The organism is Limnospira fusiformis SAG 85.79, assembly GCF_012516315.1.
GTDB classification, from domain to species: Bacteria; Cyanobacteriota; Cyanobacteriia; order Cyanobacteriales; family Microcoleaceae; genus Limnospira; species Limnospira fusiformis.
Genome location: NZ_CP051185.1, coordinates 2,571,142 through 2,596,508, shown reverse-complemented (window position 1 = coordinate 2,596,508; position 25,367 = coordinate 2,571,142). Strand labels below are relative to the sequence as shown.

General features: G+C 46.0%; 25 protein-coding genes. 13 read left to right on the top strand and 12 right to left on the bottom strand.

Annotated elements, in window-relative coordinates:
- Window positions 1–261 precede the first annotated feature (261 nt).
- A complete protein-coding gene (locus tag HFV01_RS12295) occupies window positions 262–1,647 on the bottom strand; it encodes a cation:proton antiporter (RefSeq protein WP_006618437.1) in 1,386 nt (461 codons plus the stop codon).
- 349 nt (window positions 1,648–1,996) lie between these two features.
- Complete coding sequence (locus tag HFV01_RS12290; protein ID WP_006619224.1) at window positions 1,997–2,806, bottom strand: carbon-nitrogen hydrolase family protein; 810 nt, start codon at window positions 2,804–2,806, stop codon at window positions 1,997–1,999.
- A gap of 22 nt (window positions 2,807–2,828) precedes the next feature.
- Between HFV01_RS12290 and HFV01_RS30535 the strand changes: the two genes are divergently transcribed.
- A complete protein-coding gene (locus tag HFV01_RS30535; RefSeq protein ID WP_006625438.1) occupies window positions 2,829–2,951 on the top strand; it encodes a hypothetical protein in 123 nt (40 codons plus the stop codon).
- A 31-nt stretch (window positions 2,952–2,982) separates the two neighbouring features.
- On the opposite strand, the gene psaJ is transcribed toward HFV01_RS30535, so the two are convergent.
- Complete coding sequence (gene psaJ, locus HFV01_RS12285; protein WP_006619223.1) at window positions 2,983–3,108, bottom strand: photosystem I reaction center subunit IX; 126 nt, start codon at window positions 3,106–3,108, stop codon at window positions 2,983–2,985.
- A gap of 100 nt (window positions 3,109–3,208) precedes the next feature.
- Entirely contained in the window at window positions 3,209–3,697 is a 489-nt protein-coding gene (locus HFV01_RS12280; protein WP_006619222.1) for a photosystem I PsaF protein (subunit III), read from the bottom strand.
- Window positions 3,698–3,865: 168 nt separating this feature from the next.
- On the opposite strand from HFV01_RS12280, the gene tsaD reads away from it, so the two are divergent.
- Entirely contained in the window at window positions 3,866–4,912 is a 1,047-nt protein-coding gene (gene tsaD / locus HFV01_RS12275) for a tRNA (adenosine(37)-N6)-threonylcarbamoyltransferase complex transferase subunit TsaD (RefSeq protein WP_006619221.1), read from the top strand.
- Window positions 4,913–5,015: 103 nt separating this feature from the next.
- Here the strand turns inward: tsaD and HFV01_RS12270 are convergent, their stop codons facing one another.
- Entirely contained in the window at window positions 5,016–5,570 is a 555-nt protein-coding gene (locus HFV01_RS12270) for a hypothetical protein (RefSeq protein ID WP_006619220.1), read from the bottom strand.
- Window positions 5,567–6,925, bottom strand: a complete 1,359-nt coding sequence (gene miaB / locus HFV01_RS12265; RefSeq protein WP_006625435.1) for a tRNA (N6-isopentenyl adenosine(37)-C2)-methylthiotransferase MiaB — start codon at window positions 6,923–6,925, stop codon at window positions 5,567–5,569. Before miaB ends, HFV01_RS12270 begins: the two co-directional genes overlap by 4 nt.
- A gap of 84 nt (window positions 6,926–7,009) precedes the next feature.
- Between miaB and HFV01_RS12260 the strand changes: the two genes are divergently transcribed.
- Entirely contained in the window at window positions 7,010–7,198 is a 189-nt protein-coding gene (locus HFV01_RS12260) for a hypothetical protein (RefSeq protein WP_006619218.1), read from the top strand.
- 21 nt (window positions 7,199–7,219) lie between these two features.
- Here HFV01_RS12260 and HFV01_RS12255 read toward each other — a convergent pair whose 3' ends face one another.
- Genes HFV01_RS12255 through HFV01_RS12235 form a run of 5 tightly spaced genes read right to left on the bottom strand, consistent with a single transcriptional unit; the run spans window position 7,220 to window position 14,177 of the window.
- Entirely contained in the window at window positions 7,220–8,698 is a 1,479-nt protein-coding gene (locus tag HFV01_RS12255; RefSeq protein ID WP_062946065.1) for a CPBP family intramembrane glutamic endopeptidase, read from the bottom strand.
- 43 nt (window positions 8,699–8,741) lie between these two features.
- The gene (locus HFV01_RS12250; protein WP_193521137.1) at window positions 8,742–10,520 is read right to left on the bottom strand and encodes a two-component system response regulator; all 1,779 of its coding nucleotides are present in this window, start codon (window positions 10,518–10,520) and stop codon (window positions 8,742–8,744) included.
- Between the two features lie 10 nt (window positions 10,521–10,530).
- On the bottom strand, window positions 10,531–10,743 hold the full coding sequence (locus tag HFV01_RS12245) for a hypothetical protein (protein WP_006625431.1): 213 nt from the start codon (window positions 10,741–10,743) through the stop codon (window positions 10,531–10,533).
- A gap of 33 nt (window positions 10,744–10,776) precedes the next feature.
- Complete coding sequence (locus tag HFV01_RS12240; RefSeq protein ID WP_046319631.1) at window positions 10,777–12,345, bottom strand: ATP-binding protein; 1,569 nt, start codon at window positions 12,343–12,345, stop codon at window positions 10,777–10,779.
- Entirely contained in the window at window positions 12,342–14,177 is a 1,836-nt protein-coding gene (locus tag HFV01_RS12235; protein ID WP_193521136.1) for an MHYT domain-containing protein, read from the bottom strand. Before HFV01_RS12235 ends, HFV01_RS12240 begins: the two co-directional genes overlap by 4 nt.
- 146 nt (window positions 14,178–14,323) lie before the next feature.
- Here HFV01_RS12235 and HFV01_RS12230 point away from each other — a divergent pair, with 146 nt between their 5' ends.
- On the top strand, window positions 14,324–15,670 hold the full coding sequence (locus HFV01_RS12230) for a histidine phosphatase family protein (protein WP_006669550.1): 1,347 nt from the start codon (window positions 14,324–14,326) through the stop codon (window positions 15,668–15,670).
- 15 nt (window positions 15,671–15,685) lie between these two features.
- On the top strand, window positions 15,686–16,990 hold the full coding sequence (locus tag HFV01_RS12225; RefSeq protein WP_193521135.1) for a dihydroorotase: 1,305 nt from the start codon (window positions 15,686–15,688) through the stop codon (window positions 16,988–16,990).
- A gap of 16 nt (window positions 16,991–17,006) precedes the next feature.
- Here HFV01_RS12225 and lepB read toward each other — a convergent pair whose 3' ends face one another.
- Window positions 17,007–17,597: a signal peptidase I gene (lepB, locus tag HFV01_RS12220; RefSeq protein ID WP_008050990.1), complete on the bottom strand. Its 591-nt coding sequence runs from the start codon at window positions 17,595–17,597 to the stop codon at window positions 17,007–17,009.
- Between lepB and HFV01_RS30530 the strand changes: the two genes are divergently transcribed.
- The 8 genes from HFV01_RS30530 to HFV01_RS12185 all read left to right on the top strand — a co-directional run bounded on the left by HFV01_RS30530 (window position 17,596) and on the right by HFV01_RS12185 (window position 25,354).
- Window positions 17,596–17,724: a hypothetical protein gene (locus HFV01_RS30530; protein WP_257720194.1), complete on the top strand. Its 129-nt coding sequence runs from the start codon at window positions 17,596–17,598 to the stop codon at window positions 17,722–17,724. The two genes, lepB and HFV01_RS30530, sit on opposite strands and share 2 nt — an antisense overlap.
- Before the next feature lie 175 nt (window positions 17,725–17,899).
- Window positions 17,900–18,865: a protochlorophyllide reductase gene (locus HFV01_RS12215; RefSeq protein WP_006625425.1), complete on the top strand. Its 966-nt coding sequence runs from the start codon at window positions 17,900–17,902 to the stop codon at window positions 18,863–18,865.
- Between the two features lie 158 nt (window positions 18,866–19,023).
- Entirely contained in the window at window positions 19,024–19,653 is a 630-nt protein-coding gene (gene nusB, locus HFV01_RS12210; protein WP_006625424.1) for a transcription antitermination factor NusB, read from the top strand.
- Between the two features lie 85 nt (window positions 19,654–19,738).
- Complete coding sequence (gene ftsY, locus HFV01_RS12205; RefSeq protein ID WP_193521134.1) at window positions 19,739–21,319, top strand: signal recognition particle-docking protein FtsY; 1,581 nt, start codon at window positions 19,739–19,741, stop codon at window positions 21,317–21,319.
- 320 nt (window positions 21,320–21,639) lie between these two features.
- A complete protein-coding gene (locus HFV01_RS12200; RefSeq protein WP_193521133.1) occupies window positions 21,640–23,100 on the top strand; it encodes a PP2C family protein-serine/threonine phosphatase in 1,461 nt (486 codons plus the stop codon).
- A 19-nt stretch (window positions 23,101–23,119) separates the two neighbouring features.
- Window positions 23,120–23,377: a hypothetical protein gene (locus HFV01_RS12195; RefSeq protein ID WP_006625421.1), complete on the top strand. Its 258-nt coding sequence runs from the start codon at window positions 23,120–23,122 to the stop codon at window positions 23,375–23,377.
- 57 nt (window positions 23,378–23,434) lie between these two features.
- The gene (gene argH, locus HFV01_RS12190; RefSeq protein WP_046319606.1) at window positions 23,435–24,829 is read left to right on the top strand and encodes an argininosuccinate lyase; all 1,395 of its coding nucleotides are present in this window, start codon (window positions 23,435–23,437) and stop codon (window positions 24,827–24,829) included.
- 114 nt (window positions 24,830–24,943) lie between these two features.
- Entirely contained in the window at window positions 24,944–25,354 is a 411-nt protein-coding gene (locus HFV01_RS12185) for a bacteriohemerythrin (RefSeq protein WP_111894355.1), read from the top strand.
- Window positions 25,355–25,367 lie beyond the last annotated feature (13 nt).

The following is a 25,367-nucleotide window of genomic DNA, read 5'->3' as shown; positions in this document are numbered from 1 at the left end:
TCACCGGGTAGTTATTTCGCCCATTTCAGCTCTATTTCATACCCGAAGGTCTCGCACCATACTTGGTATTATACCGTATTGCCGTCAAATGTTAACCTAATTTGAGATTAAATCATGCTCCCTCACCCAAAGACAGCGAGGTGGGGGTGGGGTGTGGCGGGAACTTTTGCCCCCATACACCCCATGGTAGGATCATGCCACAATCTTGGCCATTGAACCCCCACCTGTTTCTATCGTGGCTGAGTGGGTCGCTATTTTAGTTCAAGCAGTAGTTTCCGGTTCCGTAGCCGTCGGTTCATCATCACGGAACACCACCCGCAACAAAGGCGGAGCCACAAAAGTAGTCAGAATCACCATCAAGATAATTGCGACATCCAGAGAAGGCGACAAAGCGCCACTGTCAGAGCCTACGGCTGCAAATACCAAACCGACCTCGCCCCGGGGAATCATACCGACCCCGATCGCCAATCGGTTGATATTCTCCACGCCAAAGACGCTAAACCCAGAGATAACTTTTCCGAAAATTGCCACAACAATCAGAAAAGAAGCAATCACGAGTCCCTGGCGGTTGTCAGGAACAGCAGGATTAAGAACCTCTAAATTAGTTTTCGCCCCAACGGTAACAAAAAATATCGGTACCAGCACATCAGAAATCGGTCTAGTAAGTTCTTCGAGTTCCTTTCCTGGGTCAGTTTCATCCAAGACTAACCCCGCAGCAAAAGCACCCAAAATCGCCTCTAAACCAATAGCGGCAGCGATATAGGACAGCAACAGCGCCAGAATAAAAGCCGGAATCACAATCCGACCACGGGTTTTGAACTGTTGAGCCAGAGTCACAAAAGTATCATTAAAGAACCTTCCCAATAAAATTGCACCCACCAGAAACACAGTGGCACTGATAATCAGGAAGATAATGTTAGTAACATCGATTTCTCCGGTTTTGGCTAAACTAGCCACCACCGCTAGGACAATAATTCCGAGGATGTCATCCATGACCGCCGCGCCGAGAATAATTTGACCTTCCTTAGAAGACAAGCGGCCAATTTCAGCTAACACACGGGAGGTAATCCCGATACTGGTAGCAGTCAAAGCGGCACCAGCGAAAATTGCAGCCACAGGCGGAACATTAAAGATGAGAATTAAGCCAATGGTTCCGGCGAAAAATGGAGCCACGACCCCCACAATTGCCACCACTAGGGATTGAACCCCTACTTCCAGCAGTTCACGAATATTGGATTCTAAGCCAATTTCAAATAGTAGGACGATCACACCAATTTCAGCGAGAACTGAGATCACCTCACTTTGAGCCTCAAAGGTGGCTCCAGCAGCACTGATATCTAACCCTGCTGTCGATGACAGTATTTGCATGATCACGGAGTCAGAAGCGCCGACACCACCTTCAGGAAATACGACTAAGTGCAGTGCTGAAATACCAATGACTACCCCGCCGACTAATTCTCCTAAAACTGGGGGAAATCCTAACCAGTTGAAGAACTCGCCACCAACTTTACTGGCTGTATAAATGGCAATTAGGCTGAGTAGTACCGCCAATAACACCATATTCCCATCAGCCTCGGGAGCTTCGCTAATTCCCTCGATGGTGTTTGCCAACAGTGGCACGGGATCAACTCCTAAAGATGAAAACATGGAAAATGGGGAGATTATCCCCAAAACTGATAGAACCATCCATTTTGTGAAAACTCGTTCCTGTCTACTGTAGCGAAAAGTGGGTTCGCATAGAGTTATAAAAAGGATAAATCAACTTTTGTATTAGTTATACATAGGTTACGAGTCTCAAATTATTTCCCAATCACCCAGTCTCATGGAGTGCGTCAGAACCCGCCTCGCCAATCAATACAGCCTGTTCAGAAATCATCTGATCACCTCTCAAAGTCCCTCTCCCTCTCTGGGATCCAGATTTAGGGTGAGGGCAATGTATTAAGCGACTGGTGAACAATCAATAATCGGCAACTGACGCACCTTAGTGGCTGATGTGCTAAAATACCCGATGTTTCAGGGATGGCATTTGGCGACGGACCTGTTGGAGGCGGGTGGGTTCAATATCAGCTAAGGCGACTCCTGGCTGATCTCCCCCATCAGCTAGTATCATTCCCCAAGGATCAATAATCATGGCGTGACCGTGGGTGTGGCGGCGGCCATAGTGACAACCAGTTTGGGCGGGAGCAATCACATAACAAGTATTTTCGATCGCTCTAGCTTTTAGCAAAACTTCCCAGTGGTCTTTCCCGGTATAGGCGGTAAAGGCGGCGGGAACAAATAACACCTCGGCTCCCTGTTTAGATAAATGCCGATACAATTCTGGAAACCGCACGTCATAACATACAGATAAACCCAACTGACCCAATTCTGGGGAATTATAAACAGGTGGGAAATCGGTCCCAGCTTTCACTGTGGCGGACTCGCAGTAAGTATTTCCATCAGGTACATTGACATCAAAAAGATGCACTTTTTCATATCGTGCTAACTCCTGACCTGTGGGGTCTACTAACAAGGCGGTATTGCAGACTTTACCTTCTCCTTTGGGAACGGGAAACCCTCCACCCAAAAGGGTTACCTGAAAACGTTGGGCGGTAGTTTTCAAAAATTTTTCGGTTTCTTCGGCAATTTCTGAACCCTGCATAAGTTTATCTTCTTCCTCACCCATAAACGAGAAGTTTTCGGGTAAGCCAATTAATTCAGCGCCTTGACGAATAGCTAGTTCAATTAAATCGCGAGCTTCTGACAAATTTTTCTGCAAATCAGGCAGACTGGTCATTTGGATCGCGGCAGCAGTGTAGGATTTCATCGATACGGAATCAGAAAAATAAGTGATTTTTATTATGGTCAATAATCCCACTAGGGAGCAGGTAGACCAGGACAATATTATAGGGGCAATTTATCATCACCCCTATAAATATCAATCTCTTGTTAATGATGCGATCGCCACTTAGGGCAACCTGCCCATTTTTCCGGTTCTAATCCCTAGAGGGGATGAAACAGAAGGTCGGGGAAAAACCGATTAAATTCGATCAGAATACCAGCAGTAATTAACAGCCAAACCGCTGCCAAAACTGGCACAGTAGACAAATATTTCAAAAAGTCCTGCATGAATTGAGTCTCCTAATTGATATGCCAAACATTCGATACAATTTGGGAAAAATTCCCTTAAACTAAACCGCCAAAGGCTTGAGCTACATCCGCGAATCTCTTAGCGAGGAGAAACGGTGATTTCATTATCCTTAGCAAACATTTCCCCGGTGGTCATTTCTTTGAGAGCAGCCAGAGGCCAGAGAAATCCACCCAGCATCAATTGCACAGCTTTGGGAACTTCGATAATGATTTCCTTTTCGGTGGGCTTTTTATCTTTCTGAGCATACTGGAGGTAAGAACGACCTACCCAACCAATCCATCCGGCGATATACAGGAATAGAACACTGGGGATTAAGAAATCGCCAGCGTGGGACAGGCTACCATCTGTAATCAGGTGAGGTAGGCCATCTTCGCCACAGAGTTCTTGGGAATAGCGCTCGAACCGAGCTTTAGCTTGGTCTGGGTTAGCACTGCGGGCGATAGAAGTTTGGGCCCGTTGCTGAAATGCAGCCGAATCGGAGCAGGGAGTTAGGTTATAAGCCTCGGCGGCTGCGCTACCACCGAACCAAAGACCGAGAGCGAGAACTAGAGCCAACAATCGTCGCATAGATTTGTTTCCTTTTGTTACAAAACAATAAGTTTTTTGTACAATCCCAACGGATTAAGGGCTTAGGAGCCATCTTACTTTGAATTCAGACTCTTGACACCCATTTAATCTCTTTCTGGGGATAAGCTACTAGATGTAACTCAATCTTATGATTAAATTTATCAGCCAATGGCAACAGTTTTAGCAATTGAAACAAGTTGTGACGAAACAGGGGTAGCAATTGTAAAGAATCGTAAAGTTTGCAGTAATGTGGTGGCTTCTCAAATCCCTATTCATCGCCCCTATGGGGGGGTAGTGCCAGAGGTGGCCTCCCGGCAACATTTGGAAATGGTCAACCCCCTAATTACCGAAGCACTAAGTTCAGCTAATCAGGACTGGACTGATATTGATGCGATCGCTACTACCTGCGCTCCGGGGTTAGTGGGAGCGCTATTAGTGGGAATCACAGCGGCGAAAAGTTTAGCGATGGTTCACCAGAAGCCATTTTTAGGAGTCCATCACCTAGAAGGTCACATTTATGCGTCCTACCTCAGTGAACCGGATTTAAAACCACCATTTCTCTGTTTATTAGTTTCTGGGGGCCACACCAGTTTAATTCGGGTCATCGGTTGTGGTCAGTATGAAACTTTGGGTCAAACCCGCGATGATGCGGCGGGAGAAGCCTTTGATAAGGTGGCTCGTTTACTCAACCTCGGTTATCCAGGCGGCCCGGTTATCGATCGCCTTGCAGCCAGTGGGAACCCCCAAGCCTTCCCTCTCCCAGAGGGTCGCATTTCCCTACCTGGGGGCGGCTATCATCCCTATGATTCCAGCTTTAGCGGCCTGAAAACGGCTGTCTTACGTTTGGTGGATAAATTCAACCAAAAAGGGGTCGAACTGCCCGTGGCAGACCTGGCAGCCAGCTTTCAGGATACAGTTGCCAGGGGGTTAACCAAACGAGCGATCGCCTGCGCCCTCAATTACCAATTGGATACTATTACGGTTGGGGGGGGAGTTGCTGCTAACAGTCGCCTCCGTCATTTGTTACAGGAAGCGGCTAAGGAAAACCATTTAAGGGTTTTGTTCCCTCCGATGAAATTCTGCACTGATAATGCGGCGATGATCGCCTGTGCGGCGGCGGATCACCTGGAACATGATCACACCTCCCCTCTGACTTTGGGGGCTTATTCTCGTATGGCGATCGCTGATGTGATGAACCTCTATGAGGCTATCTGAAACAATCAGGAAGTCAACAAAATTAGCACAAATGTCGGGGTGGGTTCCTAAATATCCACCACCGACAATATCAATCAACCCGTCCTCACCCAGGAGGGCTTAATCATAAGACATTCTGAGTGGCGATCGGTTGTACAAAACGATGGTTAGCCCGCACAAAACAATTACTCGCGGCCCCTTGTTCATCAGTACGTTCAACATACATCCAGGGTTGGTTTTCGTTATCATAAACAATACCAAATCCGGCCGGACCCAGATTAATCTCAAAATCCTGTCCTTGTTTGATCGTGCCAACTACTGGCCAGTTTTTGATATTCATAGTCACCTGACCCTGGTTAGCCAGAAGTTGGTTATAGCTGCTGAGATTATTAGCCATGCGACAGTTTAAACCGTTGGGGTCTCTGTCTGTCACTTCCCAGGTGGTATGAGTTGAACGGGTATAATCGCCATTATCTCTGGGTCTCGGTAAATTCATACCCCCCTGACCCGGTTGCGCCAGAGAAGGGGGATTTTGAGTTACTGTAGGCATAGGACCGGCTGGGGCGACCTGAATGGCATTATTTTGGGCTTGAGGGTTTTTCTGACAAGCGATCGCACTTACCCAAACCATCCCCAGCAGAGAGACAAAACCGATTGTTTTAAAAATTTTAGTATTCATAGGGTCACATATAACTCAATAGGTTCTCCGGTGAGGCTAAATGCCCGCACCTCTATAATCTTCACTTTCACCAGTTCACCTGAGAGTTCCGCCAAATTCCCTTTAAAAAACGTCAGACGATTACCACGGGTACGTCCCATCACCTGGCTGGGGTCTTTGGGGTTTGTGCCTTCGACTAATACCTCCTCAATGCGATCGCGGTATCTTTGGGATCTTTCCATAGCCTTCACATTCACCAGTCGGTTTAACCGTTGTAGGCGATCGGCTTTCACCTCCTCAGAAAGCTGATTTTCCCACAACGCCGCCCCAGTTCCCGGACGGGGGGAATAAGCCGCCGTGTTCAACAGGTCAAAACCAATATCATCAACCAGTTTTAGGGTATTCTCAAACTGCGCCTCTGTTTCTCCCGGAAACCCGACGATCGCATCAGCACTAATTGACGCATCGGGAATATACTCGCGAATAGTATTAATAATCCGACGATATTTTTCATGGGTGTATCCCCGCGCCATGGCCTTTAGCACATCATTATCCCCCGACTGAAACGGGATATGGAAATGTTCGCACACCTTGGGAAGTTCCGCACAGGCGCGAATTAACCTTTCTGTGAAATAGCGAGGATGACTGGTAGCGAAACGGATACGCTCAATACCGGGTATATCATGCACATAATAGAGCAGGTCTGTCAAAGTGTGTTGGTGACGACCGTCTGGGGTAGAACCGGGGAGGTCACGACCATAGGCATCAATATTTTGTCCCAGCAGTGTAACTTCTTTATAACCCGCCCTGGCTAATTCTTCCATTTCCGCCCGGATAGCTTCCGGGGTGCGGGACTGTTCGGTTCCTCGGACGTTGGGAACTACGCAATAGGTACAGCGTTCGTTGCAACCATAAATTACATTCACCCAGGCGGTGATATTGCTATCTCGGCGAGGTTTGGTGATGTCTTCCACAATATTAATCGGTTCAGTCGCGACCACCTGGGAACCCTCAAATACTTGCTCTAATAGGTCTTGGAGACGGTTGGCGTGTTGGGGTCCCATGACCAAATCCAGTTCGGGAACCCGACGCAGGAGTGCTTCTCCTTCCTGTTGGGCGACGCATCCCGCTACAATTAGGGTCAGGTTCGGATTTTCCTGTTTCCGTTTCGCTTGTCTCCCCAGGTAGGAGTAGACTTTCTGTTCGGCGTTATCGCGAATGGTACAGGTGTTGTAAAGGACGATATCAGCTTGGTTTGGGTCTTCAACGAAGGTTAACCCCATTTCGTCTAAAATGCCTGCCATACGTTCGGAGTCGGCTTTGTTCATTTGACATCCGAAAGTGGTGATATGGTAATGGCGGGGTTTTGTGGTCATGGTTTGATATTAGGGATAACTTATCGATAATGGTCTATCAGTTGAATGACTATTATAATTGAATGGTTGGGTTTGTGATTTTTTATGTCTAGGCGAATTCAGGTTTTGATGGTTGGTGCGATCGCTTTGCTGTCCTTGGGGGTGGCGACTTGGTACACTCATTTGGAGTTATCCCTACTCACGGGTTTATTATTGGCGATCGCTTCTAAGGGTATGCGGCGGCGAGGCTATCCGACCAGGGATTATTCCTCGGAAGATTCCCCAGATCTTTGACTTCTGGGGCTTTATTATAGACTAATTAGCGCCACTTCCTAAGATATACAAACTTATTAAGGTGCCGCTATTCCATAAACTGTGTAATAACATAGGAGCCCAGAGATTACGCGATCGTGTATAGACAAATCCCAGGACAATTCCTAACACGAATAAAGGCAAAATTTCCGAGACATTCAAATGAGCCACAGCAAACAGCAACCCACTGGCTATAATTGCACCCCACAGGGAAAAATAGCGGGTAAGGGACGGTAACAGAAACCCCCTAAATAACACCTCCTCAAACCAAGGTGCTGCTATAGAAGCGGTAAAGAAAAATATCCCTAAAGCTACCGGATCTCGATTTTCTAAAGCTATGGGTAATATCGGATTACTTCCCCCTTGACCATCCCATAATCTTTGATTGACTAAGGAAGTTAAAATCACTAAGGGTAAAGCTACACAATAGCCACCGAAACCCCATAATAACCAACTATCCCATAATTTGAACCTAAACCAACCTTCCGGGAGAGGGAAAAATGATTTGATAGACAGATATAAAACCCCCAAGCCACCACCCACTAAAATCATATAAGTTATGAGGATATAAAAGGCTTGCAGTCTCACATCTCCCGCCGCCGGTCTTAAACCGAGGAGTTGGAAAATCAATGGGATTAATAACTGTCCAACTAGGAAAAAACCTAAAACAAACACTTGCACAATCGTTTCCGCAGTCCAAGGAACAGACCATTCAACATCAGCATTACGGTTGATAATTGCCTGTTCACGTTTCAGGAACCATTGCACTGCTAAAATGATGGATAGGATAATTCCCGACACCAACCCAAAGCCAGGAATAGCGGAAACAATGGCTAATTTATAGACGGCATTTTCTGACGTTTTCTGCTGTTGATTATTTAGTTGTTGTAAGACATCTTCACGGTTTTGTAAAGTGTAGAGTTGGGCTAAAGTTTGAAAACTGAACCAACCCTCTAAATTTGCCTGTAAAATATCTTCGGCATCAGCTACTATATCTGGTGGTTCTGTCCAGAGTCCTACTAATACTTCCGCTGTGTCACTGGTGGGATAGTTACCATTTTCAGAAATTAGCGATTCCCAAGTAGCGATCGCCTTTTGGGAGTCTCCCAGCACCGCTTGGATAATACCAATTCGCAATTCTAACTCACCTATGGTCTGTGCTAATTCTCCCCGCGAAAATTGTGAGGGTTGATTGGGTTGTAGTCGCTGTAAATTTTGGTAGTTAGACTCCTGTACATTTTGGTATTGTTTCAGGGCAGCATTAACCGGATCTTTCCCGATAATATTATCTCGTAGGGTGAGCAAATTCGCCCGGTCTTCGGTCTGTGGTTGCCACTCAGAAGCCTGGAGAATTAAATTAGTCTGATACAGTTCCAGACGGCTTTGAATTTGGGGCTGACTCCAACTGCCGAGCAGGCTTAAAGTCACATAGAGTATAGAGATGAAAGTCAGAATGCTTAAAATTATCTGTTTTAATTTCATATATTTGGATTGACCGGAAATCATCGATTTTTATGACTTGATTTTACCATTGAGGATTGCTCGCCAAAAGTTCAGCCATTTGAGTAGCTGGTAAAGGCCTAGAAAAGAAATATCCTTGTCCGCTATTACATTCTAGTTCTCGCAGTTGTGCAAGTTGTTCGGCGGTTTCTATTCCCTCAGCTACGGCTACCATATTCAAAGTTTTAGAAATACCAATGATGGCAGGAATTAGCCCCATATTTTCGGGAGTTCCGTCTAAAAGACTGACAAAAGACTTATCAATTTTTATGGTATCTACCGGGAAGGCGTGTAAATAACTGAGGGAGGAGTAGCCTGTGCCAAAATCATCGAGACTTAAACCGATATGGCGATCGCGAAATTGGGTTAAAATAGTCCGGGCTGTTTGTGTATTTTCGACGATCGCACTTTCAGTCATTTCTAATCTCAGACATTTAGGATTTAAACCACTTTCAGCCAGGATATCATCAACCGTTGCAATTAGATCGGCTTGGGTAAACTGTCTGACAGAGAGATTCACACTCATACTAACAGATTCATCTACCAATTTCTGCTCCTGCCAATTTTTCAGTTGATGACAGGCTTCTACCAGCATCAAAGTTCCAATAGTAGTAATTATACCCATTTCCTCAGCCAAGGGGATAAACATACCAGGTGGGACCAAGCCCCGTTGGGGATGTTGCCAACGCACCAAGGCTTCCATACTCGAAATTTTACCAGTTTCTAAGTTAATAATTGGCTGATAATAAGGGATTAATTCTTGATTTTCAATAGCCCGTCTTAGGTCAGTTTCTAAACCCAATAAATCCAGGGCTTCTTTGTGCATAGCCGGGTCAAAGATATGATATTGTCCCCGTCCTAGGGCTTTGGCACGATACATAGCTGTATCTGCATCTCGCAATAAATGTTCTGGTTGTTCATAGTTGCTATTACTGAGGACCACACCGATACTCATATTAATAAAAATCTCTCGGCTATAGATTTGAAAAGGACAAGACATCACCTCCAGAATAGAATTGGCGAGATTCCTTACTGGTTCAATTTCATTAACATCATGTACAATAATGGCAAATTCATCTCCTCCCAAGCGGGAGAGTAAATCATTATTTTTGAGTATTTTTTGAATGCGATCGCCAATAGCAATTAACAATTCATCTCCCACTGTATGCCCCAAGGAATCGTTCACCACCTTAAAGCGATCGCAATCCATAAACAGCACCGCAAAACCATGATTATTACCCTCTTTGACACTCTTAATTACTAAGGATATCTTGTCCATAAACAAGGCCCGGTTTGGCAGTTTAGTCAACGGGTCATGTAGAGCCATTTCCAACAATTTATAATTAGCAATTTGTAATTGTTGAGTGCGTTCTTTAACCCTGGCTTCTAACTCAGTATTCAACTCCAGAATTTTCTTTTCCGCCTCCTTCAGCATCAGGTGATTTTGCACCCTCACTAGAACCTCCTCCATTTGAAAAGGCTTAGTAATATAGTCTACACCCCCAGCACCAAAGGCTTTGACCTTATCAAAAACATCATTTAAAGCACTGAGAAATATTACCGGAACCTTAGCTAATGTTTGATTGTTTTTCAACTCTTTACAAACCTGATATCCATCCATTCCCGGCATCATAATATCCAGTAGAATCAAATCAGGCTGCACCGTCTTGACGGCCATCAAAGCCATTTTACCATTAACAGCCTTGCGGACATTGTATCCTTCTAGCATCAAAATTTCCGAGAGAAGGTGTAAATTTTCCGGCTTGTCATCGACGACTAAAATATCTGCTTTTGGTGTATCCACTGATTTTCACTCAATTCGGCATTTGTTGGATCTTAGGTGCTTCCGGTTTGGTTGTTTCTACCAATTCCAGAACTTTATCAAACTGAAAATTTCCCACCCATTCTGTCATTGTATTAGCCAGATTACTGTACGGAGCGGGAATTTCCTTAATCAGGTCTAATAGTAGTAAATCACTACCCTGAGCCGCAGCAGAATAGACCTGCTCCCGCCAATATTCTGGCATTTATCTGATTGCTTCTAAGTGAATTTTTGATGGTTATATATTGTCAGTTTCTTGGGAATAATTCCAATTTGAGGACATCTCCGGCTGTGTATTGTAAATATATTCCACACCCAGATATTGACTCAATTTACTGAGCAATTCTCCTCGCTGAAAAGGTTTTCGCAGCAAATCATTGCACCCCACCTTCATGATATCCTGTCTTTGTTCCTCAAAGGCACTAGCAGTCAGTGCAATAATGACGGTATCCCGACCACCAGGCTGAGAGCGAATTTGGCGGGTAGCCTCGTAACCATTGACGACAGGCATTCGCATATCCATCAAAATTAGGTCAGGGTTCCACTCTTGCCAAATAGCGATCGCCTCGGAGCCATTGTTAGCCGCTCTGACCGAAAACCCCAGGACACTCAGGAGTTCCACCAACAATAAACGATTGCTTTCTCGGTCTTCAACCACCAAAATGCGATAGAGCGCCTGCTTAGGAGCCAAACCGATGACCCTATCCATAATAGATGCGATCGCTGGGTTCGGCTTGTCCTCAGTCCTTTGTACTGGAATAGTAAACGAAAAAGTCGAACCCTGGTTAAGGCAACTACGGACAGTAATTTCACCACCCATTAGTGTGACAAATTGCTGTGCAATTGCCAACCCCAAACCGCTACCCTCGGAAGCATTTAAACCCGTTTCCGTTTGTGCAAAGGCTTCAAACAGTCCTTCACAGTCTTCGGGAGCAATTCCCAGCCCGGTATCTTCCACTTCAAATTTTAATATATCTGAGGTATCCTGGTTTTGGTGAGAAACCCGAACCGTCACACTACCTTCATCAGTAAACTTAATGGCATTTACCAATAAATTAATCAACACCTGACGCAACTTTTTATCATCGGCTTTAATATACCTAATCAAACCTTGAGGGCGCTCAAAAATCAGATGTAAATTTTTAGAAGTAGCCCGCAATTTAAAGAAATCCTCTAAACTTTTCAGAAAGTCATATAAATCAAAAGCATTCACCTGAAGAGTCGCCCCCCCTGCCTCAATCCGAGACATTTCCAAAATATCATTAATCAGACCGAGAAGATGCTCCCCCGACCGATTAATAATCTCAATATGTTGACGTTTTTCGGGAGCCAGATTCTGGTTAGTAGACATCAGTTGAGCAAACCCCAAAATCGCATTTAAAGGAGTTCTTAACTCATGGCTCATATTCGCCAAAAACTCACTTTTAGCTCGATTAGCCGCATCGGCGATTTCTTTAGCCTGTTGCAGTTGTCTAGCCTGTTCTTGGGTTTGTGCCAACAATTCCGCCTGTTGAACAGCCACCCCCAACTGAGAGCCAATTTGTGTGACTGTGTGAATTTCAGCAGTCGTCCAACTGCGGGGATGATAATTCTGATAGACTGCCAATAATCCCCAAAGTTGATAGCCGGAAAAAATCGGGGTAATAATATAAGCCCTAGCTTGAAACTGTTTTAATAATTCCAGATAACAACCATCGAAACCCATTTCATAAATATCATTAACACATCTATAAGTGACTCCTTTGCCATAAATACCACCTTGATTTTGTGGCAAATAGGTATCGGAAATCACACAGTGATGATTCATGACCCGAAAAGCACATTTTTCGTTTTCAGAGGTGTGGCGGTAAGTTGCACCCAACCTTCAGTCACGGACTCGGCCATAAATTCTCCACTCCAGTCTTCCCGGAAGCGATAAACCAAAACGCGATCGCAATTTAAAGCCTGTCTAAGTTCCCCAGTAGTAGCACTAAAAATCTGCTCTAGTTCCAAAGTTTTTCGCATTTGCTGAACCATTTGCAGAATAGAGCGTTCTTGTTCCGCCCCTTCCCGGAGAGCCGGTTCAGCCATTTTACGGTCTGTCACATCAGTATGAAATCCCACCATGCGATCGGGCTGGTTATGTTCATCCCAAAGAGCCACCCCCCTGGAGCGAATCCAGCGCCGTTCACCATTATCTAATTCGGTGCGATATTCCACATCAAAAGCGGGAATTTCCTTAGCTAAATAGCAATTTAACATCCGTTGAACCCGCAGGCGGTCATCTGGATGAATAATTCTTAGCACGGAGTCCAAATTAGAGAAACAATCTAAATCTGGATCACAGCCCAACATAATTTTTCCCCTCGGGGATAGATAAACTTCATCGGCAGAAATATCCCAATCCCAAATTCCATCATTAGCCCCCTCAACGGCGAGAGTAAATCGTTCTTGACTGCGCCTGAGAGCCTCTTCAGTCTGCTTTTGGTTAGTAATATCACTAATAGTACATATAACCCGCGTCACGTCGTTTCCGGGCTGATGTAGTGTGGCATTCACCAATAACCACCGTCGCTGTTGGGTTTTTGGGTCATCAAACCCCATAACCACATGATGCACTGCTTCACCTGTAGCGATCGCTTTTTGTACAGGTAAATCTGACAAAGAAATCGGCGATCCATCCTCCACCACCAAATGCCAACCCTCTCCAAACACCTGAAGGCTATCTGGTTCAATATTTAGCCGTAAAAGATCCAATGCCGCCTGATTAAAAACCAAAATTTCTGCCTTAGCATTCAGCAATAACATTCCCACCTGCATTTGCTGAATCAAAGTCCTAAACTGCTGTTCATTGTCTTGGCAAACTTTTTCGCGCGCCAATTGGTTGACCAATTTGTGATCCCATAACTTAGTTAACACAATAAAAAATAGACAGATAACCGTGGCCAATACTACGGCGATCGCCAACCAAGAGGGACTCAAAGAGGGATTCACAGTAATAGGCGTGATTAATTTGGGTATAAACCCAGTCGCCGTAAGTCCTATATAGTGCATTCCACCGATACCAAATCCCATAACCATTGCACTGATCACCTTTTGTCTAGTTTTTTCGACTACAGGGTTATCTTCAAGTCGAAAAGCCAGCCACAGAGAAATCAAAGCCACATCAATAGCGATCGCCACAGAAAACAGCACCAAATGTGCATCATAAACAATCTCAGCTTCCGTGGCTATGGCGCTAATTGCCAGATAGTCCATCAAAGCCAGTGTAGTGCCTATACAAATCCCACCTGTAATCAGGATAAACCGACTCGCCTGCTCTCTGAGTGCGAGCCCCAGAAACATCCCAGAAGCCATAATAGCCATCAACAACGACAGCAAAACCATCCACAGGTTATAAGTAACATCTAGGGGAAGTTCTAGGGCGACTATAGTGGTAAAATCCATAGACCACAAACCAGTCCCCATAGCGATCGCCCCTATGCACAGCCAAAACCCCCACCGTTTCGCCGTCCATAGACCCTCACGGACTTGTACAGCCAAATCCATAGGGATATAAGAGGTAATCACAGCCATTGCCAAAGACAAAGCCATCAAACCCCAATGGTAATCGCCTGTAATCTGATTATTCATCATCAATTTCGCCCACGCCCTAAGCATTTCAACAGTCCCGTTAATCAGAATCCTATCTTGAGGATTTGCTGGGACAGACCCTTAACATCTCTTTACATCATAAATGAGTAGTAGGAAACTGCCCCAAACAAGTTAAAATGCTTCTGGCTTACCATCGAACTTAAAATTTTAAGATGACGACCCGTGTAATCCTTGTCCGTCACGGTCAGAGTACCTACAACGCCCAAAAACGAATTCAGGGCCGCCTGGATGATTCGGTTCTCACCGACCAGGGCCGCGTTGATGCCACCTGCGTCGCCCAAGCCCTCCAGGGTTTAAGGTTCGATGCTATTTATCACAGTCCTCTACAACGAGCGCAACAAACAGCCCAATTGATTAGCTCTGGACTGGATGCAGCCCCTCAGTTGCAACCGACAGACCTATTAATGGAAATTGATCTGCCTCTGTGGGCTGGACTCCCCCGCCAAGAAGTCCGCGATCGCTTTCCCGAAGATTATCAATGTTGGCAACAGAGCCCCCATGAGTTTTTCATGGTATTAGAATCTGGGCATAAACATTTCCCCGTGTTAGCCTTATTTGAGCAAGCCAAACAATTTTGGCGACACGTCTCTATCCAGACCAACCAAACCATCCTAGTAGTGGCTCATAACGGCATCAATCGATCGCTGATCGCTACGGCTTTAGGAGTTCAACCCCAATTCTATCAAAGTATTCAACAGTCTAACTGTGGTATTAGCATTATCAATATTGGTGATGTCACCCCCGGAGAACTACCACTACCCGCAGCCGTACAATTAGAATCGATGAACCTCACTAGCCATGTGCGGGAGAAACTCCCCACCCTTCGCCCGGAACATCGTGGACCGAGACTGCTGTTAGTGCGCCATGGAGAAACTGAATGGAACCGAAAAGGACAGTTTCAAGGTCAGATTGATATTCCGCTGAATGATAACGGGCGATTACAAGCTCGCAAAGCTGCCGAATTTCTCCAGGATATTAAAATCGATTTTGCGGTCAGTAGCCCCATGGCACGCCCCCGAGAAACGGCAGAAATTATCCTGGAATATCACCGAGATATAGAACTACAATTTGAGGACAATTTCCGAGAGATTAGCCATGGTTTATGGGAGGGTAAATTTGAATCGGAAATTGAGGATGATTATCCGGGTTTATTAAATCAGTGGAAAACTGCACCGGAAACGGTACAGATGCCAGAAGGTGAAAACTTAAATCAGGTAGGAGAAAGGGTAGCCCTGGGATGGCAGAATATCATTAATAAATATGATTCCCAACCCCTGACGGGATTAGTGGTGGCTCATGATGCGGTAAATAAGGCTCTGTTGTGTCAATTATTGGGTTTATCACCAGAGCATTTCTGGAATTTTAAACAGGGTAATGGTTCGGTGACAGTAATTGACTATCCCCACGGTGCTAAAGGTGATCCGGTTTTAGAAACTATGAATATTACCACCCATTTATCTGGTAGTATTCTTGACCAAACCGCCGCCGGAGCCCTCTAGGACTGGTCTGTGAATATGAGTAGTGAACTCCTGAAACAGGTGCGGGTATTAGACCCGATGGATGGACGAGATCAAGTGGCAGATGTACTGATTATTGATGGGTATATTACTGCTATTGAATCCCAGATTTATGATTACCCAGAACATAGTCAGATCATTGATTGTCACGGTATGATTTTGGGGCCGGGATTGGTGGATATGTATAGCCATACGGGAGAGCCGGGCTTTGAAGAACGGGAAACTATTGCATCTTTAGAGGCGGCAGCTAGGGCGGGAGGTTATACCCGCCTGGGGATTTTACCGGATATGCTACCACCTGCTGATAATCTCTCCACGATTCAACATTGGCAAGGTTTAGCACCCCATGGCTTTTATGTCTGGGGGGCGGCGACGAGGGGTGCGGCGGGGGAAATGATGACGGAATTTGCAGAATTGGCGACTACTAATATTATTGGTTTTGCTGATGGATATGCTCATCGAAATCTTAATCTGTGGCGGCGAGTTTTGGAATATGTTAACCCGCTGAAAAAAACGATCGCTCTGTATTGTTGCGATCGCACTCTGGCGGACTCAGGAGTGATGCGGGAAGGTTACGCCTCTATCTATAGCGGTTTGACCGGGATTCCTGATTATGCCGAAACTGTGGCTATTTCCGCCGTCCTGGAATTGGTGGCGGCGATCGGAACTCCGGTTCATATCATGCGGGTTTCTACGGCTAGGGGTGTGCAACTAATTCGGGAAGCTAAACAGCGACATCTACCTATTACCGCTAGTACCACCTGGATGCACTTACTATTTGATACAGAAGCCATTACCGGGCGGCTTTCTGACTGTGGTTTAGGCTGGGCGCCGAATCCCTACGATCCGAATCTTAATGTTGACCCGCCTCTGGGTAATCCAGACGATCGCCAAGCCCTAATTCAGGCTATTGTAGACGGGACTATTGATGCGATCGCTGTTGACCACACCCCCTACACCTACGAAGAAAAAACCGTTGCTTTTGCTGATGCACCCCCAGGGGCGATCGGCTTAGAATTAGCCTTATCTCTACTGTGGAAAACCTTTGTCCAACAGCCAGATACCGTTTTTAATATTCAATGGTCGCCACTGCAACTGTGGCGAGTTTTAAGCACCCAACCCGCCCACTGTTTGGCTATTTCTCCCCCGACTGTTACCGTCAACCGCGCCGCCGAATTAACCCTCTTTGACCCCGCACAGCCTTGGAGGGTCGATCACACCACCATCAAATCGCGATCGGCTAATACCCCCTGCTGGGGGCAGGAAATGACCGGAAAAGTCATGAAAACTTGGCGCGGTTGACAGCCAAAAAAGTCGGTTAAAAACTGCGATCGACCCCTCCCAGACGGTCTAAGGGCCAGAACCGGACCACAGCCCGACCGATGATATTCTCTCGGGGGACAAATCCCCAATAGTGACTATCAAAGCTATTGTTACGGTTATCCCCCAGGACTAAAAACTCGCCTTCGGGGATGGTTTCCGGCCCCCATTTGTATTGGGGTTCTTCGGCAATATAGTCCTCTTCAATGGGTTCGCCATTCACAAAAACCTGTCCGTCCCGAACCTCTAATGTTTCGCCGGGTAAGCCAATAATCCGCTTAATGAAAGCATCATTGTATTGTAGGCTCAGTTCCTCGGTGGGATTGAAAACTACCACATCTCCCCGTTGCGGTTCGCTGAAACGGTAGCTTAACTTATCAATAATCAGGCGATCGTTGATTTCCAGGGTGGGAAGCATTGACCCAGAGGGAATATAACGAGCCTCTGCGACAAAAGTTCGGATACCCAAAGCCAAAATTATACTTAGTCCAATAGTCTTAATGCCTTCAACCCAAGCATTCTCCTCGTTGTTTGATGCTGATGATGGTGAATTTTTGGGTTTTTGGTCTTGATTGGGGACACTGCTCATGATTTTACAGTCAAAGGACAGAATTAATACTGGCAGTAGGGTATACGCCTGGCTAGACAGACAATATCCCGCCTTGATGCACGGTGGCATCACCTGCCGATGGTGTTATATTCTTGATGATAGCTGACCATCAGCTTTTTTGGCAGGTTTTGAGAATATCCCTCAAACATGGTTGCGATCGCCACAGGATTAGCAATATAATACTGGGATTAAGGATACCTCGCTAAATCAATAACAGCCAGGGTCTCCGTCGGAATAATTACTTAGAAAACTGACGGTGATCAACGGAGTTTTAACTAAAAATGGTACAGGATCAAAAATCAACGGTTATAGTCACGGGTGCCTCTTCGGGGGTTGGTTTATACGCCGCCAAAGCCCTCGCCGATAGGGGCGCTCATGTGATCATGGCTTGTCGTAACTTGGAAAAGGCAGAAGCCGCCGCCCAAGAATTAGGGATTCCCGAAGACAGCCGCACTATCCTTCATATCGACCTCGGTTCCCTTGAGAGTGTCCGACGGTTTATCAACTCATTCCGGGCTACGGGTAGAACCTTGGAGGGGTTAGTCTGTAATGCGGCTATCTATATGCCCCTCATAAAAGAACCCCTTCGTAGTCCAGAAGGCTATGAGTTGACCATGACCACCAATCACCTAGGGCATTTCCTCCTCTGTAATGTGATGATGGAGGACATGAAACGCTCTCCCGCTGAGGATAAGCGTATGGTGATTTTGGGAACGGTTACCCATAACCCCGACGAACTCGGTGGCAAAATTCCACCCCGCCCCGATTTGGGAGACCTGGAAGGGTTTGCTAAGGGCTTCCGAGAACCGGTTTCTATGATTGACGGCAAAAAATTTGAACCCGTCAAAGCCTATAAAGATAGTAAGGTTTGCAATGTCCTAACTATGCGGGAATTGCACCGACGCTATCACGAGGAAACTGGTATCACTTTCACCTCTCTTTACCCAGGTTGCGTCGCGGATACGCCCCTGTTCCGCAATCACTATCCCCTGTTCCAGAAAATATTTCCTATATTCCAGAAATACATTACCAAGGGCTATGTGTCTCAGGAATTGGCTGGAGAACGAGTGGCTGCTGTGGTCCTTGATGAGGAATATCGCCAGTCTGGTGCTTACTGGAGTTGGGGAAATCGCCAGAAAAAAGGCCGACAGTCTTTTGTGCAACGGGTCTCGCCCCAAGCTAGAGATGAGGAAAGAGCTGAGAAAATGTGGAATCTCAGTCTCAAGTTGGTAGAACTGGCTTATTGATTTGTGTCTGAAAATTGACAACTTTCCGCCGGGTTTTCCCGGCTTTTTTGTCCTTAACCCACAAAAGCTGCTTGGGGTGAGCTGGAAACCGATTTTTTGCTAGAATCTATCCCAGCCACTACTTTGTTGCTAAACTAAGACATTTATACTAAACCAATATGCAAGCTCGTAGAACAGCCCGTGAACTCGCCCTTTTGGGGATGAGCCAACTGCCATCAACTCCCGAAAAGCTTGAGACTCAGCAAATGGAAGATGTGGTCCTCGCTGCTGTCCGTACCTTAACCACAGAAGGACAAGAATCCCTAGAGACGGCTATGGCCGAATTACAACGGGGTAACGATCGCCTTTTGAGTAGCCAAACTAGGGCGGCGGATTTGCACAGCGCCCGGACAATGGTTAGTGAGGCGATCGCATTGACTCAATCAGCCATTAATCGTTTATCTACTGCTGTGGAATTGCCGGAATTGGTACAATTGGCAAGTCAGGAAGATGTCTACTCCTATGCTGTCAAAATTTTGGTCGAGCTTAACACTCACCGGGAAGCTGTCGATAGTTCCCTAGAAGAAGCCATGGTTGATTGGCAATTATCCAGACTCCCTCGCATCGATCGCGATATTTTAAGGATTGCTGTAACTGAATTGTTATATCTGGGGGTTCAAGAACAAATTGCCGTTAATGAGGCGGTGGAGTTGGCTAAACGTTATAGCGACCAGGACAGTTACCGATTTATTAACGGGGTTCTCCGTCGTGTTGTTGACCACCTCAAAACTGAGTCTTCAACTGTCTAAATTTCGGTGATGCTGTGGGTCTGCTATTACAAATTCCCGCCTCACCAACACCTAAATCTGTTGTCAAATTTGAGTAATTAGTAAAATGGTTTTTAATTGGTTCCGCCGCCAGTTTAGCGATCGCCCCTCAGCAGAAGATACACAACAAGCTGAACCCTCAACAACTCCCGACGAACCCGAAAATAAACAACCGCCTCAGCCTACAACCGCTAATGAGGATTATTTACAGTGGGCTAAGGCTGCTTATCAAAATATTCAGCAACAACACCAGCCCACAGAAGCCCCCACAGAAGATGCTATTGATGATGTCTCCCCTCCCACAGAAGCCGAAACAAGTACCATCAAGGCTCAGGAAACCCCCGCAGAATTAACAGAAACGACTGAACCTGTGGAAGTGGCAGAGGAAGTCGCAGAGGAAGTGGCAGAGGAAGTCGCAGAGGAAGTCGCAGAGGAAGTCGCAGAGACGGCGGAAGTTAGAGAAACCGCTGAACCTGTAGCGATTGTTGAAGAGAGTATTGATGAGTCTTTGCCAATTTGGGCGAGAACCCAGGCGGAACGACAGGCGAGAATTGAGAGATTAAAAGAAACGGCTATTTCCGAACCGGAACCGGAAGGGGGGCAAACCACAGCCAGCGGTGAGGGAGAATCGACGGATCTAGTATTTGATGAGATGTTCCTGTGGTCGGCGGAAGTTTTGGCTAATCAGGGACGTAGACCAGAGGAAGTAGCAGTAGAGGAAATCACCTGGCTACAAAAGCTGTGGAAAGGTTTAGGGCGGACTCGCCGTAATTTGCTCAATCAATTAAAAGCGATCGTTGGTCAGGGACCCCTAAATCAGGCGGCGGTAGAAGAAATTGAGGCTTTATTGCTGCAAGCTGATGTGGGTGTAGAAGCTACTGACGTGATTATTGAGGCGCTACAAAACCGCCTGCTAGAGGATGCTTTACCCCCGGAAGATGCGATCGCCTATTTAAAACAACTTCTGCGAGATCTCCTGGAAAAACCCTATCAAAATGGCTATAGTCCCACATTTGCCCCCGAAAAAGAACAATTGAATATTTGGTTAATTACCGGGGTGAATGGGGCTGGAAAGACTACTACCATCGGGAAAATTGCCCATATTGCCCAAAAGTCAGACTACCGGACTTTAATTGCGGCTGGGGATACTTTCCGGGCGGCAGCAGTCGAACAAGTAAAGGTCTGGGGCGAACGTAGTGGCGTAGAGGTGATTGCTAATCCTGGAAAGAATACAGATCCGGCCGCCGTGGTTTATGATGCGATCGCTGCTGCTAAATCCCGCGAGACCGAATTGCTAGTTATTGATACTGCTGGTAGATTGCAGAACAAAAAGAACCTGATGGAGGAACTTAACAAAATTCGTCGCGTAATAGACAAACAAGCACCAGATGCTAAGGTAGAATCCCTCCTAGTCCTTGATTCAACTTTAGGTCAAAACGGACTACGCCAGGCCCAAGTATTTGCCGAAGTTGCTCAACTTAGCGGTGTGGTCTTGACAAAATTAGATGGAACTGCTAAAGGTGGTGTGGCTTTAGCTGTTGTACAACAGCTAGGTCTACCGATTCGTTTTATTGGTGTTGGGGAAAGTATCGAAGACCTGCGGCCTTTTTCAAGCTACGAGTTTATCGAAGCCCTGTTAAGTGGTTAAAGCTCTGTTAAAGTGCCAATATGGCTATTTAAGTGTCATCATGGGGAACAGTTAATCATTTTATAGAGCAGATTCCCACATATTGCCATCTTCAAAAACACCAGATAAGCGATCGCCTAGGGTAAATATTAGCCACTGGGGGAGGGTAGCTCATGATTACTGGTGGTAATTGCCGATTTTGTAGATGGCAGTACCCTGCAGTGTAGCCAGGGATAATCTGTCATGGATACTTGCCAGAAAACCAGACTTTTGGCAGAGAGACTTTCATTTTTTTGGACTTACTATTGCACTCTAACCTTCAAAAAATATATACTAATAATATGACTGCTGTGCCACTTCCAAGACGCTCAGAACAACCTTCAGACTCCCTTTCAAGCTCCTCAGATGCTGATGTGACATCAGCCTCTCACTTAAAGCAAATGGTGGCTAGACTCCATCGGGAACAGCAAAATATTAATGAGTTGCTGAGTTCCCTAAGTTTTGCCCTCCGTAGCTTTAATAATCTCAATCAGTTCTTAGAATTAACTCCCCTAGTTGCTAGTCGAGTGACAGATGCTGATGGGGGTGCTTTGGTGCTGTTTAAACCTAACGGTCAGGTGAGATTTCAACGCCTACACTGCCAAGATGGTCGTCAGTGTCAGGATATTCGCGCCATTTTAGAGGCGGCTACCAGACAGGTGATATCCCAGCCTAATGATACCATAACGGTGGGAGTGGTTCCCGAGAGTCTCGCGCCCCAATACGTGGCAAACCTAGACGATCAGGTGAGTAGTTGCTTGGGGCAGGATGTAAAACTTTTTAGCACGGAAATCCTGGTTAATAATGTATCACGGGGGCGGTTGTATGTGTTCAGCCATGCTCCTGATTACCTGTGGACACCAACCCGCCAGAAATTAATTAGACTGGTAGCTGATCAAACGGCTGTGGCGATCGCTAATGATGAACTATCAGTTTCATTGCGGGAAAAAGAACGCCTAGACCGAGAATTAGAAATTGGTGCAGAAATTCAACTGCGCCTACTTCCCCGTAAATGTCCGAAAATTCCGGGTTTAGAAGTGGCTGCACGCTGTCAAACCGCCAACCGAGTCGGGGGAGACTATTACGACTTTATCCCCTCGAATTTTGACAAACATGAACAGGAAAATTATCCCGGTGAGGGAGAAGTTAGCGACGGTGACACATCATCGGAACATTGGAGTATTGTCATTGGTGATGTCATGGGAAAAGGAGTCCCAGCCGGGTTAATTATGACCATGACTAGGGGAATGTTACGCGCGGAAGTTCTTAACCGCCATTCCCCCGCCCAGATTCTGCAACATCTTAACCGGGTGATGTATGCTGACTTAGAAAATTCTAATCGGTTTGTGACTCTGTTTTATTCGGAGTATGACCCGGAGACTAAAATTCTCTCCTATAGTAACGCCGCCCATAATCCCCCTTTATTATGGCAAGCACAAAGCCACAGTATTCGTCGGTTAGATACTTTGGGAATGTTGATCGGTCTTGATGCTGATACCCGTTACTACCAAGCCCAAGTGCAACTGCATCCGGGGGATACTGTGATTTACTATACTGATGGCTTTACTGATGCGGCGAATCAACGAGGCGATCGCTTTGATGAAGATAACCTACAGACAGCCTTTCAATGGGCTTGTCAAAACTCCCAGACTCCCAATCGCATTGTAGATTATATATTTGCCGAAGTTCAGAAGTTTATCGGTCCGAGTAACAGTAATATTGATGACATGACTCTGGTTGTGCTACAGGTGCAACCCTCTTAAAGCGGGGAGAATGCCGATTATGTCCGTTGATGTTTTATCCATGTTTGTAGAAACTTGCAGCAACCCTGGGAGCCATATTCTCATTTTAACCCCTCACTGGTCATGGGGGTGGGGGGAAGTCGGCGCGACCCTACCAGTGCTATTCGGTCAACGGGTAAATATTGATTTATGGACTAACGTTACGAATACCTGGAATAATTTACTGGAAACCGGACAGCTTTGGGCTTTTTTGATTGGCTTGGGGATGGGGTGGTGGGCGAAAAGCCTCTTACCCTAAAGGGTTTCCTAAATTTGCTGCTCAGACATTTATGGCTAATTTACAGATTATAGGACTATGACTGAAGCTAAAACCTGGAGCCAACGATTTGAAAAGGCTTTGCATCCAGCGATCGCTACTTTTAACGCCAGTATCGGCTTTGATATTGAGTTAATCGAGTATGATTTGACTGGCTCCGTCGCTCATGCCAAAATGTTGGTCAAAACCGGGATTATCTCCCCCGAAGAAGGACAAGCCTTAGTTGATGGCTTGGAGACTATTCGCCAAGAATACCGCCAGGGTCAATTTAACCCCGGTGTCGATGCTGAGGATATTCATTTCGCCGTTGAACGCCGACTTACCGAAATTGCCGGAGATGTCGGTAAAAAACTCCATACGGGGCGATCGCGTAATGACCAAGTGGGAACTGATACCCGCCTTTACCTGAAAGACCAAATTCAACAAATCCGCACCCAGATTCTTGATTTGCAAGGGGTTTTATTGGATCTGGCTACTAATCACGTCCATACTCTCATACCAGGATACACTCATCTACAACGGGCGCAACCTCTCAGTTTGGCTCATCACCTACTGGCTTATGTGGAAATGACCCACCGCGACTGGGAACGTCTGGGAGAGGTTTATCAACGGGTCAATACTTCCCCTCTGGGGTGCGGTGCTTTGGCGGGGACTACTTTTCCCATTGACCGACACTATAGCGCCGAATTATTGGGGTTTGACCGGGTTTATGCTAATAGTTTGGATGGGGTGAGCGATCGCGATTGGGCGATCGAGTTTCTCAGTGCTTCTAGTCTCATTTTGGTTCACCTCAGCCGCCTCTCCGAGGAGATTATCTTTTGGGCTTCCCAGGAGTTTGGTTTTGTCACCCTCACTGATAGCTGTTCCACTGGCTCTAGTATTATGCCCCAAAAGAAAAACCCCGATGTTCCTGAATTGGTGCGCGGTAAAACTGGCCGGGTTTTTGGACATCTACAAGGGCTATTAGTCCTGATGAAGGGTTTACCTTTGGCTTATAATAAAGACCTCCAGGAGGACAAGGAAGCCTTATTTGATGCGGTCAAAACTGTGAAAGGCTGTCTGGAGGCGATGACTATTTTGTTATCCCAAGGGATGGAGTTTCGCCCACAACGTCTCGCTGAAGCAGTGGCGGAAGATTTCTCGAATGCTACTGATGTCGCTGATTATCTCGCTACTAAGGGGGTTCCTTTCCGGGAAGCCTATAATTTGGTGGGTAAGGTGGTCAGAACTTGTCTGGAGTCCGGGAAACTTTTAAAAGACCTTACCCTCGATGAGTGGAAGTCTTTACACCCTGAATTTGATGTCGATATTTATGATGCGATCGCACCTTTACAAGTCGTCGCCGCCCGGAATAGCTACGGCGGCACCGGTTTTGAACAGGTTAAATTAGCCTTGCAAAATGCGCGCGATCGCTTGGTGGCTGCACAATCATAATTATCTCCTTAACCGGGTGTCTCTAACCCGGTTTCTTGGGGTTTGCTATAGTAGTATGGGAAGAACTTGGTCAATCGTTCATGGTCAACCTACTTGATTAATTAGGCTAAATATATGACTCCCACTTGGAATGATTCTTTGAAAATTGGCATCCCCTTGATTGATTTTCAACATCAGCAACTATTCGACCAGATGGATTTATTGATTGCTAACCTGGAACAGAACCGCAGCCCCCAGGAACTTCAATCAACTATCAAATTTCTGGAAATGTATATTAATAACCATTTCAAATATGAGGAGTCCTGCATGAATTTATATAAATGTCCCGTCGCCAAAAATAATCAGAACGCACATAAACGATTTGTGATCAGTTTTGAAATGATTAAAAGTCGCGTCGAACATCATGATAACTTTAACTCAATTGTTCTCAGCATCAAACAAGACTTGCGCGATTGGTTTATTGACCACATTAAAAGCATTGATACCCAACTGAAACCTTGCATACCTACCAAAAAATATGGATAATGTGGGGGCGGGT

Excerpts from the sequence above, each read along its gene's own strand:
- HFV01_RS12280 (WP_006619222.1), bottom strand. The coding sequence starts at position 3,697 with ATGCGACGATTGTTGGCTCTAGTTCTCGCTCTCGGTCTTTGGTTCGGT.
- lepB (WP_008050990.1), bottom strand. The coding sequence starts at position 17,597 with ATGAGCAGTGTCCCCAATCAAGACCAAAAACCCAAAAATTCACCATCA.
- HFV01_RS12235 (WP_193521136.1), bottom strand. The coding sequence starts at position 14,177 with ATGCTTAGGGCGTGGGCGAAATTGATGATGAATAATCAGATTACAGGC.
- HFV01_RS12215 (WP_006625425.1), top strand. The coding sequence starts at position 17,900 with ATGGTACAGGATCAAAAATCAACGGTTATAGTCACGGGTGCCTCTTCG.
- HFV01_RS30530 (WP_257720194.1), top strand. The coding sequence starts at position 17,596 with ATGATTTTACAGTCAAAGGACAGAATTAATACTGGCAGTAGGGTATAC.
- HFV01_RS12295 (WP_006618437.1), bottom strand. The coding sequence starts at position 1,647 with ATGTTTTCATCTTTAGGAGTTGATCCCGTGCCACTGTTGGCAAACACC.
- tsaD (WP_006619221.1), top strand. The coding sequence starts at position 3,866 with ATGGCAACAGTTTTAGCAATTGAAACAAGTTGTGACGAAACAGGGGTA.
- psaJ (WP_006619223.1), bottom strand. The coding sequence starts at position 3,108 with ATGCAGGACTTTTTGAAATATTTGTCTACTGTGCCAGTTTTGGCAGCG.
- miaB (WP_006625435.1), bottom strand. The coding sequence starts at position 6,925 with ATGACCACAAAACCCCGCCATTACCATATCACCACTTTCGGATGTCAA.
- HFV01_RS12260 (WP_006619218.1), top strand. The coding sequence starts at position 7,010 with ATGTCTAGGCGAATTCAGGTTTTGATGGTTGGTGCGATCGCTTTGCTG.
- HFV01_RS12195 (WP_006625421.1), top strand. The coding sequence starts at position 23,120 with ATGTCCGTTGATGTTTTATCCATGTTTGTAGAAACTTGCAGCAACCCT.
- HFV01_RS12245 (WP_006625431.1), bottom strand. The coding sequence starts at position 10,743 with ATGCCAGAATATTGGCGGGAGCAGGTCTATTCTGCTGCGGCTCAGGGT.
- nusB (WP_006625424.1), top strand. The coding sequence starts at position 19,024 with ATGCAAGCTCGTAGAACAGCCCGTGAACTCGCCCTTTTGGGGATGAGC.
- HFV01_RS12230 (WP_006669550.1), top strand. The coding sequence starts at position 14,324 with ATGACGACCCGTGTAATCCTTGTCCGTCACGGTCAGAGTACCTACAAC.
- HFV01_RS12185 (WP_111894355.1), top strand. The coding sequence starts at position 24,944 with ATGACTCCCACTTGGAATGATTCTTTGAAAATTGGCATCCCCTTGATT.
- HFV01_RS12225 (WP_193521135.1), top strand. The coding sequence starts at position 15,686 with ATGAGTAGTGAACTCCTGAAACAGGTGCGGGTATTAGACCCGATGGAT.
- HFV01_RS12240 (WP_046319631.1), bottom strand. The coding sequence starts at position 12,345 with ATGAATCATCACTGTGTGATTTCCGATACCTATTTGCCACAAAATCAA.
- HFV01_RS12270 (WP_006619220.1), bottom strand. The coding sequence starts at position 5,570 with ATGAATACTAAAATTTTTAAAACAATCGGTTTTGTCTCTCTGCTGGGG.
- HFV01_RS12200 (WP_193521133.1), top strand. The coding sequence starts at position 21,640 with ATGACTGCTGTGCCACTTCCAAGACGCTCAGAACAACCTTCAGACTCC.
- HFV01_RS12290 (WP_006619224.1), bottom strand. The coding sequence starts at position 2,806 with ATGAAATCCTACACTGCTGCCGCGATCCAAATGACCAGTCTGCCTGAT.
- argH (WP_046319606.1), top strand. The coding sequence starts at position 23,435 with ATGACTGAAGCTAAAACCTGGAGCCAACGATTTGAAAAGGCTTTGCAT.
- ftsY (WP_193521134.1), top strand. The coding sequence starts at position 19,739 with ATGGTTTTTAATTGGTTCCGCCGCCAGTTTAGCGATCGCCCCTCAGCA.
- HFV01_RS12255 (WP_062946065.1), bottom strand. The coding sequence starts at position 8,698 with ATGAAATTAAAACAGATAATTTTAAGCATTCTGACTTTCATCTCTATA.